Here is a 15,687-nt window from a genome sequence, read left to right on the forward strand (position 1 = left end):
GGATTTCTGATTCGGATTTCTGATTCGGATTTCTGATTCGGATTTCTGATTCGGACTTCTGATTCGGATTTCTGATTCTGCTTTACATCACCTGATTGACCAGGCGATCCGCCCGGACTCGCGCAAGTCGCTTGATCAAGCGTTGCACCTGAAGCGGGTAGGTGTCCACGGCATCCAGTCCGCTATGGTGATCGAGGCGCCGCGTGTGCGCCATGAACCCTTCCAGTTCGGCCAGATGCTGATTGATCAGCAATTTTTGCGGATCGTGGATGACCAATCCGTTTTCCAGATCGAGACGCCAGGCACGTGGATTGAGGTTGTTGCCGGTCAATAACGCGTAGTCCTCATCAACCAGCAAACCCTTGAGATGAAAGGTGTTGTCAGCGTGGCGCCAGAGGTGCACATTGAGTTGCCCGGCATCAATGGCCCGCTGATGACTCTTGCAGAAGCGGCGCAGGTTGGCTTCGTAGAGGTAGGGTAGCGCACCAATGGTCTTGAAAGGCTCGTCAGGCGGGATATAAAAATCATTGGCGGTTTTGTCACCGAGCACAATGGTGACCTGGCATCCAGCCTTGATCCTGGTATCGACGGCCTTGCGAATCGGGCCGGGAAGGTTGAAATAGGGGGTGAACAACACCAGCCGCTGTTCTGCGTGACGGATCAGTTTCAGTAGCGTGGCATTGAGTTCGTTATGGCGTACGCCGAGACCGAGCAAGGGCGTGATGCCGATTTCACCCGGCTTGATCGAACCATCAGCGAAGTGATAAAGGGCTTTGGCGAGCGTACGGCGCAATCTGGCAATCGCATTGAGTATGGCAATCGTTTTCGGTGCTTTGCCGGTATCGAGGGCGTGCACTGCCGGGTTGTCACGCAAGACCCCGGTCAGCAGGTCGGCCATGCTGTCAGCCAGTATTCGATTGCGGATCAGATGGTAGCGGTCCAAGCGATAGCGCTGGTGCTGCTGCAGGTAAACGTCGTTGAGACTGGCGCCACTATAGAGAACGCTGTCGTCAATGATGAAGCCCTTGAGATGCATGACGCCCATGAACTCGCGCCGCTGCACCGGTACGCCGTAGATCTCGACACCCGGCCCGAAGCGGCGCGCCATATCCTTGTACAAGGCCGCGTTGCCTTCTGAGCGAGCCTTGCCGATAAGTCCGCGCTGTGCACGATGCCAGTCGACAAAGACCGCAATCTCCAGTTGCGGCTGAGCTTTCCTGGCCGCGTAGAGGGCTGACAGCACTTCCCTGCCGGCCTCGTCGTCCTGTAAATAAAGCGTGGTCATGAGAATGCGATGTCTGGCCTGAGCGATCTGCGCCAGCAGGGTTTCACGGAAGTCTTCCGGGCTGGTCAAGGTTTTGAACTGTTCGGTCGCTACCGGAATGCATGGCAGGCCGTCCACCAATGGCCTGTCGTTGGCACGTCCGCGCCAGCGTTTCCACGCTGAGGCGAAGCCGTTGGTCTTGGGGGGCTGTGTTTGGGTGTATTCCACGGATGAGGATTATACTGGCAGGCGCATAATGTAAGGCTTATCGTTGTATTGTCGTACCTCGGTGCTTGCCCTATTCTTATTTTATTTTACAGCTTGGGAGTTATTGCTGAATGCGTCGTAAACTTTTCACACTTGATCGTCCTGCGCATAAAGACAGAGGCCACCCGCCACTGGTTTTCGTTCACGGTGGCTACACTCACTCCGGATGCTGGGACGTAAACTTTCTCCCCTTTTTCCAGGAGCGCGGTTACAACTGTTACGCAGTCGATCTATCCGGACATGGCAAGAGCAGCGGGATTGAAAAGCTGAACAGCTTCGGGCTTGACGATTACGCGGCAGATGTCCGGGAACTCGTCGCCTCCCTGGATGCTGCGCCGGTATTGATCGGCCACTCGATGGGTGCGATTGTGGTGCAGCGCTATCTTGAAAAGTCGCACGCAAAAGCGGTGGTCATGATGGCTCCTGTTCCGCCGACCGGCTTGGCGGCGGCGGGTGTACAACTGGCGATTCGGCAACCTGACTTCATTGCTGAAGCGTCACGCGCCGTACGCGGTGAATATACCGAAAAAACGATCAGGGTGATGCGCGAAGTGTATTTCTCGCCAGACGTAAGCGCAGAGCAGTTTGCCGTCTTTCAACCCATGGTTCAGGAAGAGTCAACGTGGGCGCTGACTGAACTGATGTCGCTTGCCATGCGCATGCCGGTGAAGCGGCCGCGAATCCCCGCGCTGGTCATCGGCGGGCAGCTTGATGCACTGTTTGCGGCGAACCGGCTTTACATGACGGCGACCGGCTGGAACGCCGAAACCTGCGTTATCCCGCGAGCGGGACACATGCTGATGATGGACCCTCAGTGGCCCAGTGTGGCGCAGAAGATCCACGACTGGCTGAGTCTCAGTTTTGGCCTGGACTGACCCGGACAGGAACGATCGCAAGAGAATAAGGATTCGGCTTCTATAAACCTGAAAACCTCAGTCTATCCACGAAAATCACGAAAGACACGAACAAAATCAACAGCTTGATGTATTTTCTCTATTCACCCTTTGGGTGGCGATCTTCAGCTTATTATCTCCTTGATTCTTTTCGTGCTTTTGGTGTTTTTCGTGGACGAACTGCTTTTTCCAGGACAAATGACGGCATTTTTGCCCTTCCTGGGAGCGGAGTGCCTCAGTCTTCAGCATCTTCCCAATCGCGTGAGCGCGCGACGGCCTTTGTCCAGCCCTTAATTTTTTTCTCCCGGATGTCTGCTGGCATGGCCGGTTTGAAAGTTCGTTCGACTTTCCAATTGGCGGCAATTTCTGCCTTGTCCTTCCAGAACCCGACCGCCAGACCGGCCAGGAAAGCAGCGCCCAAGGCCGTAGTTTCCGTAAGCACCGGACGCTCCACCGGAACACCCAGGATGTCGGCCTGGAATTGCATGAGGAAGTTGTTGCCAACTACGCCCCCGTCGACCTTGAGTGCCTTCAGCCTGATGCCGGAATCCTCTTCCATCGCCTGAAGCACGTCTCGCGTCTGGAAGGCAATCGATTCGAGCGTGGCCCGAATGATGTGATTCCGGTTTGAACCGCGCGTCAGTCCGACAATCGCGCCTCGCGCATACATGTCCCAGTAAGGCGCTCCGAGCCCGACGAAGGCCGGGACCACATAAACGCCATTGCTATCCGGGACGGCCATTGCCAACGCTTCGGTTTGCGTTGCATTTTCGATCAGCTTCAGTTCATCCCGCAGCCACTGCACTGCAGCACCGGCAACGAAGATGCTACCCTCAAGCGCGTATTCAACCTTGCCTTCGACGCCCCAGGCAATGGTCGTCAACAGGCCGTTCAGTGAGGGAATGCGCTGCGTGCCGGTGTTCATCAGCATGAAGCAGCCCGTACCGTAGGTGTTCTTGGCCATGCCGTCGCTGAAGCAGGCCTGACCGAACAGGGCCGCCTGCTGGTCACCCGCGTCACCCGAAATGGGGATTGCGGCGCCAGCAAAGGTTTGCGCATCGGTATGCCCGTAGACACAACTCGACGGCTTGACCTCGGGCAGCATGCAGGCCGGGATATCCATCTCGGCAAGAATCGCCCGGTCCCACGTCAGATCCCTGATATTGAACAGCATGGTGCGCGAGGCATTGGAGTAATCGGTGACATGCACCTTGCCGCGAGTGAGATTCCAGATCAGCCACGTATCGATGGTGCCGAACAGCAGCTCTCCATTCTTTGCACGCTCTCGGGCGCCGACAACGTTATCGAGAATCCATTTCAGCTTGGTCGCAGAGAAATACGCATCGACGACGAGACCGGTATTCTCGCGAATATAAGGTTCAAGCCCCCTGGCCTTCAGATCATCGCAAATACTGGCTGTGCGACGGCATTGCCAGACGATGGCGTTACAAATCGGCTTGCCGGTAGCTTTATCCCAGACGACGGTCGTCTCTCGCTGGTTGGTGATGCCGATGGCCGCCACGTCGTCGGGGCGAATACCCGTCTTTTCGAGAACCTCGCGCGCAACGCCACTCTGCGTGCCCCAGATTTCCATTGGATCGTGTTCCACCCAACCGGCCTGCGGATAGATTTGCGGAAACTCCTTCTGGGCGACGCCAACGCTGTTTCCGCTCTGGTCGAACAGTATCGCGCGCGAACTCGTCGTACCCTGGTCAAGGGCCAATACGTATTTCTGGTTCATGCTTGTCTCTCCACGATAGGCTGGGCGAAGCTGCTTACTGAGGCAATTCCTGAAAATACTCGTCGTATTTTTCCTTTGCCTGGTCGCCGAAAAGGATTTCGCACGCTTCCATCAGGCCTTCCGCGTGCCGGATATCTTCATGGCGCACAACCAATGCAATTTTTGAGCGACGACGCAGGAAGTCCTCAAGCTTGATGATCATTTCCTGATGCCTGGCCAGCCGTATCTCGCAACGAATGTAATCCGTGCCCTTGATCAGAACCTCAGCCTGGCGTGGATCTTCCCGAATCTCGGCCAGCAACTCGAAGGCCTGTTGATCGTAGCGACGCCACAATCGGCTGCTCAGGCTTTCGATGGAATCAGGCGAGGTGTAGCCATCGAGGTTCATCAGCCGGGCCTGGTGAATGTATTCCTCGCGTACCGAGGGATGGGGCTCGCCGTACCACTTATATTCTGGATGCGGCAGCCTGATTCCCAGCCCGGAAACGATTTCAGCGACTTCGTCACCGACATTGATGCAATCCGTCAGCTTGCCGCCGAAAATGCTGAGATGCGCCTTGTCCCGGTTGACATCAATTTCATGCTTGCGCGACATTTGTAACCAGTCACCGGCGTCGGCACCACTAATCCCCGTTTTAACCACCAGCGGTCGAACGCCGCAACGCTCGGCAATGATGTCGGTTTTTGTCAGCGGCTTCGCAAGATTCAGGCGCTTGTTGATATTGTCGAGCACAAATTTCCGGTCATGATCGGTGACCTCGGTGAACGGCGAATCCACTCGACTATCGGTGGTTCCTATGCAGGTTCGCACACCCATCGGAATAACAAAGAACAAGCGCCCGTCATCGGCAAAGAAAGTCAGGATTTTATGGTTGCGCGTAATCCGGGGAACGATCAGGTGAATCCCCTTTGAGAACAGGTGGCGGTGTTCGGTCGTTTCTCCAGTGAGTTTGTTGTGATCGTCCACGAACGGGCCGGCGGCATTGATCAGGACTCGGGAGCGGATTTCCAGTTTCGTTCCAGTAAGCACGTCTCGGGCATCGGTAACCCAGCAACCACTTTCAAAACGCGCGCCGAGCGATGCCACATAGTTGGCTGCGATGCAGCCACGATCCATGGCTGAGCGAACGAACTGGAATACAAAACGCGAGTCGTTGTCGTGCAGGTAAGCATCCGAGTATTCAAAGCCGCCGCAGAAGTTGCCGGTATCAATGACCGGTTCTTCGGCATTGACGGCTTTCCTGGTCAGCCAGCGCGGGGTTTGCGTAAAGCCGCTGCCAAACAACCAATATACCCAGGTGCCCAGCCACAGGAACAAGGGGGAAAAACGGAAGCCCTGTTCAATCGTCGAATAAAAGCGAATTTCCTTTACCCTGGACGGATAGTTCTCGATCAGTTGATTCCGGCTCAGGCAAAGTTTTCTGACCAGCCCGTATTCATGGCTTTCCAGATACTTGATGCCTCCCCAGGCAAGATTGCTTGATTGCTGACTGGTGAAACCGGCGAAGTCACGCTGTTCGATCAGCGCGACTTTCGCTCCCTTGCCGGATAGCGCTGCCGCCGCGACAGCACCATTGATCCCGCCGCCAATGATCAGGACATCGTGAATATCCTGGTCCAGTTTCTGGATGTTGCTATGCCGGAGTTTCACGAATCAGCGAACGAAGGAATCATCTCGCGAGTACGCGCTGAATCTGAATGCGGAACGAGACGTAGTCGAAAATGCTGCGCTCGGCGAGGAAGTCACTCTCCGTTCTGTAAGGCATGTCTTGCTCCTTATAGGCGTTGAACGACTTCCTCCGAGATGACCGTGTTACTCCCGGCTTAGAAGCCCAGGCCGAGCAGAACGTAAGCCGAAATCACCGTGGCGGCGAAGGCCGACCCGTAACAGATCAGTTTGGCGCCCATCCCGGCATGAATGCCAATCTCGTGCAGCGAGTGGAAAATACGGTGTGCGGCAAACCACAGGAAGAGAGAGATGATGGCAAAGATGAAACCCTTGCCGATGAAGTTCTGGGCAAAAGCCAGCATCTTCGGATAGCTCATCGTATCAGCCGGGAGCAGCAGTCCGAGCGGAACGGCAATGCCCGTAATGAACACCAGCACCGGGCCAAACAGCGCCGACAGCATGCCACCGGCACCAAACAGACCCCAGAAAATGGGGGCATTGGAACGTTTCAGTCCAGTATTCATAGTGCAATCCTCCAAACCAGGGCAAGCATGACAACGCTTGCCGCAACGGTCGCCAGCAGGCCGCCGCCGGTTATCGCAGCGGGGCCGACCTTCTTCCCGCCAACCATGATCGGCGGCAGGGTGATGGGCATGATCACGAACCAGGAATAGGTGTGATAGGCGATACCCGCCAGCAATGCCACATGAAAGACCAGCGAAAGCGGGCTTTTCAGCGCTTCCAGCCAGCCGTTCCACGCCGCCTCGCCCTGACCCAGGCGAACCAGGCCGACAAGTAAAACAAAGGCATAGGCCGCGGCAAACAGGGCCGTGGCCTCGTGGATCATGTATTCGACGTAGTAGGGATTCTTCTTCCACCAACCGTCCATCGAACGGACATAGGGCTTGCGTTTGCTCACTTGGAACCCCCTTTCGGCGACAGGAAACTCAGGAAGTAGTCCCTCGCTGCGTTGGTTTTGTTGATATTGACGGCGTTGGCCGGATCAACGTGTTTCGGACAGACAACCGAACAATAGCCATTGGCGCTACAGTTGAAGACGCCTTCTTCGGAAGCGACCAGTTCCATCCGTTGCTCTGTCGCACCATCGCGCGAATCCATGTTGTAGCGGTGCAGCAGGGCGATGGCGGCGGGTCCGATGAAGTCCGGATTCAGACCAAACTGCGGGCAGGCGGCGTAACACAGCGTGCAGTTGATGCATGAGGTGAACTGGATATACGCATTGAACTGCTCGGGCGTTTGCAGGTACTCGCCCTGGGCCAGCGTGCGCGGTTCCTTGGGGATGATGTAGGGCTGGATTTTCTCAAGCTTCTCGATGAAACCGCTCAAATCGACGACCAGATCCTTTTCGATCGGGAAGTGCGCCAGCGCTTCGATACTGATCCGGTTTGGATAGTAATCGCGCAGGAAGGTCTCGCACGAAAGCTTGGGGATGCCGTTGATCATCATGCCGCAACTGCCGCAGATGGCCATCCGGCACGACCAGCGGAAGGTCAGCGAACCGTCAAAGTGATCCTTGATGTACTGCGCACCTTGCAGCACCGACATGTCGTCGGTGAAAGGGACTTTATAAACCTCGCGATGAGGCTCCTTATCGCTTTCCGGCAGGTAGCGCAGAACCTCGATTTCAATGATTCTTTGGCTATCAGACATGGGATTCTTTCCTTTCCTGGTCTGCTTTTTCGCCGGCAGCGCCATAGACGCGCGCGGCCGGTTGAGACGTGGTGATTTTCACATCGCCATAAGCAATGCGCGGTGCGCTGCCAGCGACGTAGTAGGCTTCCGAATGCTTCAGGTAGTTTACGTCGTCACGCAGCTCGAAACCGTCGAGACGCTGGTGAGCGCCGCGCGATTCCTTGCGGTTGATCGCCGAATGGGCCATCGAAAGCGCCACGTCAAGCTGATAGTCAAGCTCGATGGCGGTCAGCCAGTCGGTATTCCAGACGCTGGACTTGTCGTCGATGCTGATGTTCTTGAAGCGCTCGCGCAGTTCGGCGAGTTTGTCGCAGGTGGCCTGCATGGTGTTTTCCATGCGGTAGATACCGCAGCCATCTTCCATGCTTTGCGCCATTTCCTTGCGGATAACCGAGATTCTCTCGGTTCCACCCGTCTTGGTCTTCAGCGCCATGATGCGCTGTTCGATGGCTTGTGCCTGCTTGTGCAGACTGGCGGAATTACCGGGAGCAGTGGACTGGGCGTTTCTGGCCGCATCGACACCCGCAACCTTGCCAAAGACCAGCAGTTCAGTCAGCGAGTTGGAACCCAGGCGGTTGGCGCCGTGGATGCCGACGCTGGAACATTCGCCGATGGCGTACAGGCCCTTGAGCGATGCGGCGCAGTTGCCGTCGGTCTTGATGCCGCCCATGGTGTAATGCACGCCAGGCCGAACCGGGATCGGATCTTTAGCCGGGTCGAGACCCATGAAGGTTTCGGCCATTTCGTAAATCAGCGGCAGACGCTCGCGCAGATACGCTTCGCCGAGATGACGCAGATCGAGGTGAACCACCGAGCCGAGTGTCGGGTGTTCGATGGTGCGGCCTTTCTGCTGTTCAAAGAAGAAAGCCTGGCTGAGCCGGTCACGCGGACCGAGTTCCATGTATTTGTTCTTCGGTTTGTCCTGCAGTGGGCCGAGGCCGTAGTCCTGCAGATAACGATAGCCATCCTTGTTGACCAGAAATCCGCCTTCGCCGCGGCAGGCTTCGGTAAACAGCAAGCCGGTAACCGGCATGCAGGTCGGGTGATACTGCACGAACTCCATGTCGCGCAAGGCAACGCCATGACGGTATGCCAGCGCCATGCCATCGCCGGTAACGATGCCGCCGAGCGTGCTTTCGCGGAATACCCGGCCGGCACCACCAGTGGCAATGATCACCGATTTGGCTTCGATCATCGAGAATTCGCCGGTACCCATTTCGATTACCACGACACCCTGGCAGCGACCATCTTCTTCAAGCAGATCGACGCAGAAGTGTTCGTCGAATCGCTTGATCGATGGATATTTGATCGAGGTCTGGAACAGCGTGTGCAGGATGTGGAAGCCGGATTTATCCGCCGCAAACCAGGTCCGCTCGATCTTCATGCCGCCAAAGGCGCGTACATTGACGTGACCGTCTTCGGTACGGCTCCACGGACAGCCCCAGTGTTCAAGCTGGGTCAGCTCAACGGGCGCCTGTTTTACGAAGTACTCGACGACGTCCTGCTCGCATAGCCAGTCGCCGCCGCCCACCGTATCGTGAAAGTGATACTCGAAGCTGTCGGTCGGCTTCTTGACGCCAGCAGCGCCACCCTCCGCGGCCACGGTGTGGCTGCGCATCGGATAAACCTTGGAGACCAGCGCGATCTTTAATTTCGGATCGGACTCTGCTACGGCGATCGCCGCACGCAAGCCAGCTCCACCGCCGCCCACAATTACTACATCAGCCTTGAAAATTTCCACGCCAAATCCTTTCTCGCTAAACGCGAACACAGCTACAACCAGCGCAAATCAAACATCCGACAGAGTGAATTCTGGCGGCGCTTTATGCTCAACAGCCTTGGAGTATGGCGTTATTTGGATTCTCCGGCAACTTTGGGTAAGTATCGCCGTGCCGGAAATGTCCCTGCCATTCGCCATCAAATTGCCATTCAAGGCAAGTTCATGTGCGTAAAACGGGTAATGGCAAATGCAAAAGTTCCACAGCATTGGCCGAAGTAGTTGCCTGTACTTCGGCCATTGAAAGACCTTGCAATTCCGATAAAGTTCGGGCAATCCGGAATAGCTCAATCGGCCTGTTGCGCTGGCCAGCCAGCCAGTACGGCGCCATATCCGGCGCGTCAGTCTCAAGGACAATGGAATCGATCGGCAGGGTGGCGGCGAGTTGCCGGATGCGCGTAGAGCCAGGATAGGTCATGGCACCACCAAAACCCAGCTTGAAACCAAGGCGGATGAATTCATCCGCCTGCTGGCGGCTTCCGTTAAAGGCATGGGCGATGCCGCCCCGGACGCTGATCCGGCGCAGGCATTTCAGTACCTGATCGACGGCACGCCGCACATGCAACAGTACGGGCAAGTCGAAATCCCGGGCGATCTTCAACTGTTCAACAAAAAAGTGTTCCTGACGCGCCGCATCAAAACCCGGCACATAGTGATCAAGTCCGATTTCACCGACTGCGACGGGATGCGACGCCCCGATTAACTCTTTCTCCAGCCATTCGCCCAACATGACAAGATCGGCCTCGCTTGCCCGCTCAACGTAAAGAGGGTGCATTCCGTACGCAGGGAAACACCCAGGGTAGCGCGTGCAACAATCACGGACAGCCGAAAAATTGCCTGTTTCGACAGCCGGGATGAGCATTGCCGAAACCCCTGACTCGCGCGCGGCAAGTACCACGGCATCCCGATCTGCATCGAACTCATGAGCGTCCAGATGGCAGTGGGTGTCGATCAGCATGCGCAGGGGTCAGAGGTGGTGAAAAAATGCCGAAACACCCACCGCAGAGGCGCGTAGCCTGGCCTCGGGCCATGGATTCTTGATATTTTCACAAACTCTCAGTCTTTGCGATAGTTCGGTCTGCGCTTTTCGAAGAAGCCGGCCAGCCCTTCTGCAAAATCGGAATGTGTGGCGCAATCCGCGAACAAGCCCTGTTCGGCAAGCAATTGGGTATCAAACGAATTTTCGAATGACTGGTTGAGCAACGCCTTGGTATGCGCCAGCGCTTTGGCCGGCCCGGCAGCAAGACGCCTGGCAAGCTTCAGCGTTTCGGCATCCAGTTGATCAAGCGGAACGACGCGATTGACCAGGCCCAGTTCCCGTGCCCGAGTTGCGTCAAAGCGCTCACCCAGCAAGGCGATTTCCATGGCCTGTTTGAGTCCGACCTGGCGTGGCAAGGACCAGGTCGCGCCACCATCCGGCGAAAGCGCGATGTTGCTGTAAGCCAGGGTGAAATAGGTGTTCTCGGAAGCCAGCACCAGATCGGCGGCCAGCATCAGCGACAGGCCGTATCCGGCAACCGCACCTTGCACCGAGGCGATCACCGGTTTGTTCATGCGCTTGAAGTTGAGCACCGAGGCGTGAGCCCCCTCGATCAAGCCATTGAAGCGAGCACGGCAGTTCTCGACGGGTAGCCCGGTTTGCTCACGAAACCACTTGAGATCGCCGCCAGCCATGAAGTGCTGGCCAGCACCACGCACAATGACGGCACGCACGGCAGGATCATTGGCAGCGTGCAAACTCGTCTCAAGCAGGGCATCGATCATCGCCGGATTGACCGAATTGAGCGATTCCGGCCGGTTAAGTGTAAGGGTGGCGACGTTATCGCAAATTTCGTAGATCACAGCACTCATGCCATCTCCTGCCAAAGGTGTAAATAGTTTAGCGTGGAAGTCGCGTGAGCGACTCTCGAACCTCCCCTCGCCCTCTGGGAGAGGGGTCGGGGGTGAGGGAAACGGGCATGACTTTCATAATTTGGGGCGCCTTTCAAAGCCATGCCCGTTAGGGCTACAAGCTGCGTAGTTTGATTTCAGGTGGTCGGCCACTGATGATATCGGCCAGCGCCTTACCAGAGCCGCAAGCCATGGTCCAGCCCAGTGTTCCCTGCCCGGTGTTGAGATACAGATTGGTCAGCTTGGTCCGACCGATATAGGGAACATTTGAGGGTGTCGACGGGCGCAGGCCGCACCAGAATTCAGGTTCTCCGGCCGGTCGCAATTCGGGAAAAAGCTGATGCGTGCGTTGCATCAAGGCTTGGCAGCGCACATTGTTCAGTTCAGTGTTGTAACCGTTGAATTCGGCTGTGCCGGCGATGCGCAGGCGTTGGCCAAGGCGTGAGAAAACCAGTTTGTGGCCGTCGTCGGTCAAGGCCACCGTGGGTGCAATACTCGATTCGGCGAGCGCTACCGTCGCCGAGTAGCCCTTGGCCGGATAAACTGGCAGACGTATGCCCAGCGGACGCAACAGAATTGGAGAATAACTGCCAAGCGCGACGACGTAAGCATCGGAGGTCAGCATCTCGCTACCGCCAGACGCTTTCAGCAACACACCGGAAATCTGGCCGCCCGCCGTTTCCAGCTTGTCAATCGTGGTGCCGTAGCGGAAGGTGACGCCGCGCGCACAGCACAGTGCGGCAAGATTCTTTGTGAAACACAGGGCATCACCCGATTCATCTGCCGCAGTATAGTCACCGCCAACCAGTAACGGGCGCGCGGTTTTAAGTGCCGGCTCAATCGCCACGCACTCATCGGCATCGATCGTTCGCCGATCGCAGCCGAACTCGCGCAACACTTTGGCAGCCTCGACGGCTGTCGCAAACTCCTTGTGGTCGGTATAGATGTGCAGAATGCCACGTTCCAGATGGTCGTACTCGATAGCCGTTTCATCACGCAAGGCTTGCAACTGGTTCCGGCTATACAGTGCCAGAGCCACGATGTCACGGATGTTGGCGCGCGTTCGCCCTGGGGTGCATTCGCGCAGGAAGCGCAGGCCCCAGTCGAAAAGCGCCGGATCCCAGCGTAGACGAAAAAGCAGCGGCGCATCCTCGCGCCCCATCCAGGAGAGGGCGCGCAAGGGAGCATGCGGATTGGACCAGGGTTCGGCGTGTGAAACGGAAATCTGGCCGCCATTGGCGAAACTGGTTTCCAGGCCGGCGGCCAACTGCCGATCAACGACCGTGACTTGATGACCGGCTTTGTTCAGATACCAGGCGCAACTGACGCCAACGACACCGGCGCCGAAAATCATGACTTTCAAAAACTACTCCTGTTCGCGAACAATACGCACAACGTCAGGAATACGACGAAGACCGCGCATCAGTTTTGCCAGATGCTGGCGACCCGAAACCTGGACAAGAAAGAGCAACTCCGTGTACATGCCCACGTTTTCCCTGTCCATGCTCACATGCTCAATGTTGGCCCCGGCCAGCGATATGCCTGTCGCGACGCGACCGAGCACGCCGCGAACATTCTTGGCGGTAACTTTGATGCGTACGTCAAAGTATTGGCCGGGGTCCGGTTCCCACTCGACGCGTATCCAGTTCTGCGGCTCGCTGCTGCGCGATTTTCTGGCCGCCGGACAAGCATGGGTATGGATTTGCAGGCCCTGTCCCTTGCGCAGAAAGCCGATAATCGGGTCGCCCGGGATCGGCTGGCAACAGGACGCCAACTGGATGGCCATTCCCTCGGTGCCGCGGACGACCAGCGGTTTAGACACATTCACTTCTGTCTGTTGCACTTCGTCGTGCGCTGCCAGACGACGGGCAAAAACGGCGGCCAGACTCCGGCCCAGACCAATATCGGCAAAAATTTCCCGCCTTGATTTCTTCCCCGATTCGTGAATCACGCGCTCCCATATGGTCGCCGGAATCTCGGACGGAAGCACGCCGAGAGCCTGCAACTCCTGATGCAGCATGCTTTCACCAAGCGCACTTGATCCATCCTGCTGTATGGCTCTAAGGAACTGGCGAATCTTGCTGCGAGCGCGGCCGGTTTTGACATAGGTCAGCCAGGCAGGATTAGGACTGGCATGCGGCGCAGTAATGATCTCGACCTGATTGCCATTGGCCAGTTCGGCAGACAGCGGAATCAGTTCATGATCGATACGCGCAGCAACGCAACGGTGGCCGACATCGGTATGCACGGCGTAAGCAAAATCGATCACCGTCGCGCCACGCGGAAGCGCCAGGATTTTGCCCTTGGGAGTGAATACGTAGACTTCGTCGGGAAAGAGGTCAACCTTGACGTGCTCAAGAAACTCGGAAGAATCACCGTTCGAACTTTGCAGTTCAAGCAGTGATTGCAGCCATTTGTGCATCTTGACCTGCAAGTGGGCGCCGCTTTCTTCGCTGTCCTTGTACAGCCAGTGTGAGGCGATTCCTTCCTCTGCCAAATGGTGCATGGCCTGGGTGCGGATCTGAATCTCGATAGGCGTGCCATAGGGGCCGATGAGCGTCGTATGCAGGGATTGATAACCATTCCCTTTGGGGATGGCAATGTAATCCTTGAATTTGCCGGGCACCGGTTTGTAACGCGAATGCAGTGCACCCAGGGTCAGGTAGCAGGTAGGAATATCCCGGACAATGATGCGGAAGCCATAGATGTCGAGCACCTGCGAAAAGCTGAGGTGTTTGTCGACCATCTTGCGATAAATTGAATAAAGGCTTTTTTCCCGGCCGAACACCCCCGCATCGATGTTTGCCTCACGCAGCTTGCTGCGGATTCCGTCAAGGATCTTGGACAGCAGTTCGCGCCGATTCCCGCGCACAGCTTTGATCGCCCGCGTCAGGACCCGAAAACGCATCGGATGGACGTGCTTGAAGGAAAGATCCTGCAACTGCCGCGAGATGTTGTTCAGACCGAGTCGGGTGGCGATCGGAACGTAGATTTCAAGTGTTTCGCGGGAGATGCGCTGGCGCTTTTCAGGGCGGATGGGAGCCATCGTCTGCAGGTTGTGAAGGCGATCGGCAAGCTTGATCAGAACGATGCGCAGATCGCGCGCCATGGCCATCAACATCTTGCGGAAATTCTCGGCCTGCGCATCCTGATAGGACTGGAACTCAATTTTCTCGAGCTTCGAAAGTCCATCGACCAGATCGGCCACCTGCTTGCCGAAACGGGCGATGATTTCGGCTTTGGATACCGCCGTATCCTCCATGACGTCATGCAGCAGGGCGGCAATGATGGCCTGGGCGTCCATGCGCCACTCGGCCAAAGCACCAGCCACGGCCAGCGGATGCGTTATATAAGGCTCGCCCGAGAGGCGCATCTGGCCCCGGTGAGCTTCCTCACTGAAGCGATAGGCCTCAATGATGAGCGCTATTTCGTCGGGATCAAGATAGCTGAGGGTATCGACGAAGACCTGGTAAGCCGGATCTTCATTCCGATAGATTGCGTTTTCCGGCTCGGGCTGATCAGCTGAGCCGGGGACAAGGAGGGCGGCTGTGGCGTCGGGATTCACGATGGCGCACCACGCAGCCTTCTTGGATTGGTCAGGCGTGACCGCGGTTAAGAACTTCCAGACCATACAGGCCAAGCGCCAATTCGCGCAAAGCGATGACCGTCGGCTTGTCGCGATCGGCTTCGACCATCGGTGTTGCGCCTGAAGTGATCTGGCGGGCGCGATAGGTGGCCGCCAGGGTCATCTGGAAACGGTTCGGGATGAAGCGCATGCAGTCGTCTACGGTTACTCGTGCCATGTTTCTCTTCCTAATAATCAGAGTAGTTTCGCGAACAGCGCAGAGTGCCGCTGGCGCTGGGTTGCGTATTGGAGCCGCGAGGCGCTAACCACTGACAGAAGATTGTCGAGCGCCTGCTGCAAATCGTCGTTGATGATAACATAATCGAATTCATCCACATGCCGCATCTCGTCTCGCGCGGCGGCAATTCGGCGGGTGATGGTCGCGGCGGAGTCGGTTCCCCGGCCGGAAAGCCGTTCTCTTAGCGCCTCCAGCGAGGGGGGCAGGATGAAAACTCCTATCGCCTCCGGAAAAGCCTTGCGCACCTGCTGCGCGCCCTGCCAGTCGATCTCCACCAGTACATCACCCCCGGCAGTCATTTCTGCCTCAATCCAGCGCCTCGAAGTTCCATAGTAGTTGCCATGCACCTTGGCCCACTCAAGAAACTCGCCACGGCTGACCATCTCGAGAAAATATTGAACATCGACAAAATGGTATTCGCGACCGTCGTTTTCGCCCGGTCGCGGTGCCCGGGTAGTCGTCGAGATGGACAAACCAATTCCAGAATCCTTCTCGATCAGCAGACGTACCAACGTTGTTTTTCCTGCTCCCGACGGGGCTGCAACAATGTAAAGATGACCTATCATGAGCTTATGCCTGCAATAATTCGCGGGTGATTGACTTCTTGAAT

14 protein-coding genes are annotated in these 15,687 nt (G+C 56.7%); 1 reads left to right on the forward strand and 13 read right to left on the reverse strand.

The window, feature by feature from the left end:
* Positions 1 to 82 precede the first annotated feature (82 nt).
* Positions 83 to 1,492 (reverse strand): CDP-diacylglycerol--serine O-phosphatidyltransferase, encoded by a 1,410-nt coding sequence (gene pssA, locus ACOYNV_RS07950; protein WP_422899224.1) that lies wholly within the window; start codon positions 1,490 to 1,492, stop codon positions 83 to 85.
* 110 nt (positions 1,493 to 1,602) lie between these two features.
* Here pssA and ACOYNV_RS07955 point away from each other — a divergent pair, with 110 nt between their 5' ends.
* Positions 1,603 to 2,406 (forward strand): alpha/beta hydrolase, encoded by an 804-nt coding sequence (locus ACOYNV_RS07955; protein WP_422899225.1) that lies wholly within the window; start codon positions 1,603 to 1,605, stop codon positions 2,404 to 2,406.
* 253 nt (positions 2,407 to 2,659) lie between these two features.
* Here the strand turns inward: ACOYNV_RS07955 and glpK are convergent, their stop codons facing one another.
* From glpK to gmk, 12 genes are all read right to left on the reverse strand, one after another.
* The gene (gene glpK, locus ACOYNV_RS07960; RefSeq protein ID WP_422899226.1) at positions 2,660 to 4,165 is read right to left on the reverse strand and encodes a glycerol kinase GlpK; all 1,506 of its coding nucleotides are present in this window, start codon (positions 4,163 to 4,165) and stop codon (positions 2,660 to 2,662) included.
* Positions 4,166 to 4,199: 34 nt separating this feature from the next.
* On the reverse strand, positions 4,200 to 5,816 hold the full coding sequence (locus tag ACOYNV_RS07965; protein ID WP_422899227.1) for an FAD-dependent oxidoreductase: 1,617 nt from the start codon (positions 5,814 to 5,816) through the stop codon (positions 4,200 to 4,202).
* 173 nt (positions 5,817 to 5,989) lie between these two features.
* Positions 5,990 to 6,358, reverse strand: a complete 369-nt coding sequence (gene frdD / locus ACOYNV_RS07970; protein WP_422899228.1) for a fumarate reductase subunit FrdD — start codon at positions 6,356 to 6,358, stop codon at positions 5,990 to 5,992.
* Positions 6,355 to 6,753, reverse strand: coding sequence for a fumarate reductase subunit C (locus ACOYNV_RS07975; RefSeq protein ID WP_422899229.1), 399 nt, complete (start codon positions 6,751 to 6,753; stop codon positions 6,355 to 6,357). Before ACOYNV_RS07975 ends, frdD begins: the two co-directional genes overlap by 4 nt.
* Positions 6,750 to 7,505, reverse strand: coding sequence for a succinate dehydrogenase/fumarate reductase iron-sulfur subunit (locus ACOYNV_RS07980; protein WP_422899230.1), 756 nt, complete (start codon positions 7,503 to 7,505; stop codon positions 6,750 to 6,752). The genes ACOYNV_RS07975 and ACOYNV_RS07980 overlap by 4 nt, the downstream gene beginning before the upstream one ends.
* Entirely contained in the window at positions 7,498 to 9,288 is a 1,791-nt protein-coding gene (frdA, locus tag ACOYNV_RS07985; RefSeq protein ID WP_422899231.1) for a fumarate reductase (quinol) flavoprotein subunit, read from the reverse strand. The genes ACOYNV_RS07980 and frdA overlap by 8 nt, the downstream gene beginning before the upstream one ends.
* A gap of 199 nt (positions 9,289 to 9,487) precedes the next feature.
* Positions 9,488 to 10,282 carry a TatD family hydrolase gene (locus ACOYNV_RS07990; RefSeq protein WP_422899232.1) on the reverse strand — a complete coding sequence of 265 codons (795 nt, stop codon included), beginning with the start codon at positions 10,280 to 10,282 and terminating at the stop codon, positions 9,488 to 9,490.
* 98 nt (positions 10,283 to 10,380) lie between these two features.
* Positions 10,381 to 11,175, reverse strand: coding sequence for an enoyl-CoA hydratase/isomerase family protein (locus ACOYNV_RS07995; protein WP_422899233.1), 795 nt, complete (start codon positions 11,173 to 11,175; stop codon positions 10,381 to 10,383).
* A 154-nt stretch (positions 11,176 to 11,329) separates the two neighbouring features.
* Positions 11,330 to 12,577 (reverse strand): D-amino acid dehydrogenase, encoded by a 1,248-nt coding sequence (locus ACOYNV_RS08000; protein WP_422899234.1) that lies wholly within the window; start codon positions 12,575 to 12,577, stop codon positions 11,330 to 11,332.
* Positions 12,578 to 12,580: 3 nt separating this feature from the next.
* Positions 12,581 to 14,845 carry a RelA/SpoT family protein gene (locus tag ACOYNV_RS08005; protein ID WP_422899235.1) on the reverse strand — a complete coding sequence of 755 codons (2,265 nt, stop codon included), beginning with the start codon at positions 14,843 to 14,845 and terminating at the stop codon, positions 12,581 to 12,583.
* The gene (gene rpoZ, locus ACOYNV_RS08010) at positions 14,811 to 15,017 is read right to left on the reverse strand and encodes a DNA-directed RNA polymerase subunit omega (RefSeq protein WP_422899236.1); all 207 of its coding nucleotides are present in this window, start codon (positions 15,015 to 15,017) and stop codon (positions 14,811 to 14,813) included. Before rpoZ ends, ACOYNV_RS08005 begins: the two co-directional genes overlap by 35 nt.
* A 17-nt stretch (positions 15,018 to 15,034) precedes the next feature.
* Entirely contained in the window at positions 15,035 to 15,643 is a 609-nt protein-coding gene (gene gmk, locus ACOYNV_RS08015; RefSeq protein WP_422899237.1) for a guanylate kinase, read from the reverse strand.
* Between the last annotated feature and the right edge of the window lie 44 nt (positions 15,644 to 15,687).

It is taken from the genome of Propionivibrio sp., assembly GCF_049316945.1.
In the GTDB taxonomy this organism is placed as follows: Bacteria; Pseudomonadota; Gammaproteobacteria; order Burkholderiales; family Rhodocyclaceae; genus Propionivibrio.

What these genes read in the sequence shown, in the direction of transcription:
- ACOYNV_RS07980 (WP_422899230.1), bottom strand. Translation starts at nt 7,505, where the DNA reads ATGTCTGATAGCCAAAGAATCATTGAAATCGAGGTTCTGCGCTACCTG.
- ACOYNV_RS07955 (WP_422899225.1), top strand. Translation starts at nt 1,603, where the DNA reads ATGCGTCGTAAACTTTTCACACTTGATCGTCCTGCGCATAAAGACAGA.
- ACOYNV_RS07990 (WP_422899232.1), bottom strand. Translation starts at nt 10,282, where the DNA reads ATGCTGATCGACACCCACTGCCATCTGGACGCTCATGAGTTCGATGCA.
- gmk (WP_422899237.1), bottom strand. Translation starts at nt 15,643, where the DNA reads ATGATAGGTCATCTTTACATTGTTGCAGCCCCGTCGGGAGCAGGAAAA.
- glpK (WP_422899226.1), bottom strand. Translation starts at nt 4,165, where the DNA reads ATGAACCAGAAATACGTATTGGCCCTTGACCAGGGTACGACGAGTTCG.
- rpoZ (WP_422899236.1), bottom strand. Translation starts at nt 15,017, where the DNA reads ATGGCACGAGTAACCGTAGACGACTGCATGCGCTTCATCCCGAACCGT.
- ACOYNV_RS08005 (WP_422899235.1), bottom strand. Translation starts at nt 14,845, where the DNA reads ATGGTCTGGAAGTTCTTAACCGCGGTCACGCCTGACCAATCCAAGAAG.
- frdD (WP_422899228.1), bottom strand. Translation starts at nt 6,358, where the DNA reads ATGAATACTGGACTGAAACGTTCCAATGCCCCCATTTTCTGGGGTCTG.
- ACOYNV_RS07995 (WP_422899233.1), bottom strand. Translation starts at nt 11,175, where the DNA reads ATGAGTGCTGTGATCTACGAAATTTGCGATAACGTCGCCACCCTTACA.